The 3,608-nt window shown below is 57.6% G+C and carries 4 protein-coding genes; 1 reads left to right on the top strand and 3 read right to left on the bottom strand.

Going from position 1 to position 3,608, the window contains the following annotated elements; all coding sequences use genetic code 11:
* A partial coding sequence (locus tag VJ956_RS10335) for a hypothetical protein (protein WP_324084494.1) occupies positions 1–480 on the bottom strand: 480 nt, incomplete at its 3' end.
* 134 nt (positions 481–614) lie between these two features.
* Between VJ956_RS10335 and VJ956_RS10330 the strand changes: the two genes are divergently transcribed.
* Positions 615–1,958, top strand: a complete 1,344-nt coding sequence (locus VJ956_RS10330; protein WP_324084492.1) for an IS1380 family transposase — start codon at positions 615–617, stop codon at positions 1,956–1,958.
* Between the two features lie 159 nt (positions 1,959–2,117).
* Here VJ956_RS10330 and VJ956_RS10325 read toward each other — a convergent pair whose 3' ends face one another.
* Together VJ956_RS10325 and VJ956_RS10320 are read right to left on the bottom strand one after the other, a co-directional pair.
* On the bottom strand, positions 2,118–2,810 hold the full coding sequence (locus VJ956_RS10325) for an NAD(P)H-dependent oxidoreductase (protein WP_324084490.1): 693 nt from the start codon (positions 2,808–2,810) through the stop codon (positions 2,118–2,120).
* Between the two features lie 20 nt (positions 2,811–2,830).
* Positions 2,831–3,559: an aspartate/glutamate racemase family protein gene (locus VJ956_RS10320; protein WP_324084488.1), complete on the bottom strand. Its 729-nt coding sequence runs from the start codon at positions 3,557–3,559 to the stop codon at positions 2,831–2,833.
* Between the last annotated feature and the right edge of the window lie 49 nt (positions 3,560–3,608).

Here is a 3,608-nt window from a genome sequence, read left to right as displayed (position 1 = left end):
GAACTCGCTGAACGTCGTGGGCGGCACGTCCCAGTCCATCGCCCGGCGATACACGAGGTTGCCGACGCCACCCGCGCCCGTGTTCTCGATCATCACGTCGACGCGATACAGGTTGTTCGACACCGATGGCGCAAAATCATGGGTCAGCTGCAGCGAGAGCGCACCGTCCGCGATATCGGTCACGGATGTCGCCGCACTGCCGGTCGAGGCCGCGTCGGTGCCCGCCCCGGTGACGGTCAGTCCCGAAGAGACGATGTTGGAAAACCCGAAATCCTCCCCGGCTTCGGCGAACTCACCGGTGGACATATCCGCGACACCCCATCCCTCACAGGCGCAGCCAGGGGCAAGTACCTCGCCCGAGGAGGCGGTCGTCCCGAGGAAGGTCAGCCCGATTGAGCCGTCAACCAGGTTGCCCGCCGGATTGATCCCCAATTGAATGGTCCCGTTGTCAATGATGTCCGCAGTCGCAGCATGCGACATGAGGGCTGTTGCGCTTGTTGCAATTAACCCGCATTATTCATGATGGGTTGGTGAGGGTAGCGTAACCTTATGAAAAGCTGTATTTTTGTGGTGCTGAAGCCAAAAAATGCAGTTTTCAGGAGCCACACCTCACCATGAAGCAGCTTATCCCCACCACGCCAGTTTTGTCACCCCTGAACGGCAAACCCATTCTGATGAATTTCGACGGCGCGGAGATGAGTTCTGATGCTGGTCTGACGCTGCTGCGGGAAGTCGAACGCCGCCATGATCTTGCAGGTCTGTTGGCGTCCTGCCTCACGGACTTACGCGATGCTGGCAAGGTCAGGCACAGCCTGGAAGACATGATCCGGTTCCGCATGATGATGATTGCTGCGGGGTATGAGGATGGCAACGACGCAACTGAGCTGCGGCATGACCCGTCGTTCAAGATCGCGCTGGAGCGCAATCCGGAGGCGGGGGCGGCGCTGTGTTCGCAGCCGACAATCTCCCGGATGGAGAACCTTCCCGGAGTGCGTGACCTGATCCGGATGGCGCAGGCAATGATCCAGTTTTATTGCCAGTCCTTTACCCGTGTACCGAGCCAGATTGTGCTGGATATCGACGACACCTTTGATGTGGTCCATGGGCACCAACAGTTACGTCTGTTCAATTCTTATTATGACGAATACGGCTTCCAACCCATCGTCGTATTTGACGGCGACGGACGGCTGGTGGGGGCCTTGCTGCGGCCTGCACGACGCCCCAAAGGGGCCGAGAGTGCCGCGCATCTGCGTCGGCTGATCCGAGAGATCCGCAAGTACTGGCCCAAGACCGAGATCCTGCTGCGGGCGGACAGCCACTATTGCGGGCCAGAGGTTCTGGACCTGTGTGACCAGCTGGGCCTTAGCTATGTCCTCGGCTTGAGCCGCAATGCGCGCCTTCAGGATGAGGTCCGGGCTCTGGAGGCCTCGACGGCAGCCCGTTACGCCCGCAACAGTGGCCATAAGCTCAGACGGTTCAAGACATTTGCCTATGCAGCCGGGTCATGGTCAAAAGCTCGGCGCGTCGTGGCCCGTGTCGAGGTCAGTTCCCGGGGGCGTGACACCCGCTACATCGTGACCAATCTGATGGGCCTGCGCGGCAAGTATCTTTACGAGAAAATATACTCTGCCCGCGGTCAGGCTGAGAACCACATCAAAGGATGGAAGACCCATCTCGCTTCGGACCGAACATCCTGCTCGAAGGCCAGCGCCAATCAGATGCGCCTCATGCTGCATGGCTGTGCCTATTGGATCTGGTGGACACTTCGGGCGGCCTGCCCAAAACGATCCCAATGGCGGCACGCTCAGTTCGATACCCTGCGCCTGCATCTGGTCAAACTCGCAGCCACCATCGTCGAGAAGAAAACCCGGATCATCATGACGCTGCCCGCCTCATGTCCACGCCAAAATCTCATCCGGCTGCTGTGTGAAGCACTGGCTCCGCCCCAACCGACTTGACGTAACGCTGAACAACACGCCCCGCTCGTACCAACAATCCCAACCCAAACAGCACCCAGTCCCCACCAACGTTCGATGCAAAATCAGGGCGCAGATCAGCCGTGAGATCATGAAACCACAAAGGCTACCAAAAACACATCCGCTACCAAAACATGACGCTCATGAATTATTGCGGTTAAGTCCATTCTCTTCGTTCAAGCCCAAAAGTCTGTCTTCCCAGTCATCGAGCGCATCGGCCAGCCGACGCTCGACCGAGTGCTGATCCTCGTAGGAATACCCGTATCCCTGAACGCCATAAGTCCAGAACGGTTTCAAAACCTCGAAACCAAGGTAGTGAAGCGAATAGTGCAATGGCCATAGCATGGTTTTCGGATCCCCACCCCGAGCACCGGGACCGAAAGCTTCCTCAGGCGCGCCTGTCGTCACGGACAGCAGAGCTTTCCTGCCTTTGAAGTAACCTTCGTCATAGCGCATGCGGCTCGTATACACTCCCCCGCTTGGAAAGGTTCGATCGAACCAGCCTTTCAACATGGCGGGCGGCCCATGCCACCAGAGAGGAAACTGCAGGATCACCAGATCGGCATTCAGAAGATTGTTGATTTCGGCGATGACATCGTCGGGCGTCGTCCCGTTTTTCCAAGCTTGTCTTTGCTCATCCAAAGGAACAAAGGTCTCGGAATTTTTTCGGGCCGCGTAATGCCGATCGTGTTCGACCGGATCAAACGCCGATGCATATAAGTCGTTGAAGCTGTAGGTCTTCCCAGTCGAATGGAAATGGCTCAAAGCCCGTTTGGCCATGCAGCCGTTAAATGAAGCTGGCTCCGGATGGGCGAGGACGATGTGAGCATTCATTTCCTACTCCAAGGCTTTCGTTAAAAGTATTCTGTGTCAGGTGATGCCCACGCGGACGTGTTGAGCAGCACGCGATTTGGTTTGTCTGCCGCTGCTTCCACAAAGGCGTCAACGTGCAGACGAACGGCATCGATTGCCGGGTAGCCAGGATCCCCACCGTCAAAAACGAGGCCAAGGTCCGTTCCGGCCAGCAAGATCGCATCGGCCTGCTGAGCCCGCATCATCTCTGCCCCAGCTGCGATTAAAAGGTTGGCCTGGTCGGTCGTGCAGGCGCCTTTCGTTGCGATCTCCATATACGTCCGCCCGACGCCTTCCGGGTCTTCGCCCGGAACCACGGTTTCTACCTCATGCAAAAGCCCAAACAGCCGGGACTGCAAAACCGGAGGGCTGCTCAGCAGACCGAGTCGGGCGATCCCTTGTTGCGCGCAATAGGTATCGATTGCGTCTGTTGCACTCAGGATCGGTAGTTGCGACACAGCTTGCAACAAGGGCATACAGAAATGCCCAGTAAGAGCCGTGATCCCGATGATGTCGCAGCCAGCACCCTTCAAGGACTTGATATGCGCCGCGAAGACTTCGGTCTGCGCATCGGAGTCCATACGGTCCGCATTTCCCGTCAAAGTGGTGATATCGGCATGCTGGATCGTCAACTGCAACGGCACATCGGCTTGCCCGAACGCGCCGACCAAACCCTGATAATAGGCCACCGTGGCTGCTGGGCCGATCCCACCAATCAGTCCGATATGCATGTGAAGGGCCGTCTATTCATGTTGTCACCTGGTCAAAGCTGCCGAAACC

This window comes from Marinobacter sp. (assembly GCF_035268745.1).
GTDB lineage: Bacteria > Pseudomonadota > Gammaproteobacteria > Pseudomonadales > Oleiphilaceae > Marinobacter.
This window is presented reverse-complemented; position numbering and strand designations above follow the sequence as displayed.

Excerpts from the sequence above, each read along its gene's own strand:
- VJ956_RS10330 (WP_324084492.1), top strand. The coding sequence starts at position 615 with ATGAAGCAGCTTATCCCCACCACGCCAGTTTTGTCACCCCTGAACGGC.
- VJ956_RS10325 (WP_324084490.1), bottom strand. The coding sequence starts at position 2,810 with ATGAATGCTCACATCGTCCTCGCCCATCCGGAGCCAGCTTCATTTAAC.
- VJ956_RS10320 (WP_324084488.1), bottom strand. The coding sequence starts at position 3,559 with ATGCATATCGGACTGATTGGTGGGATCGGCCCAGCAGCCACGGTGGCC.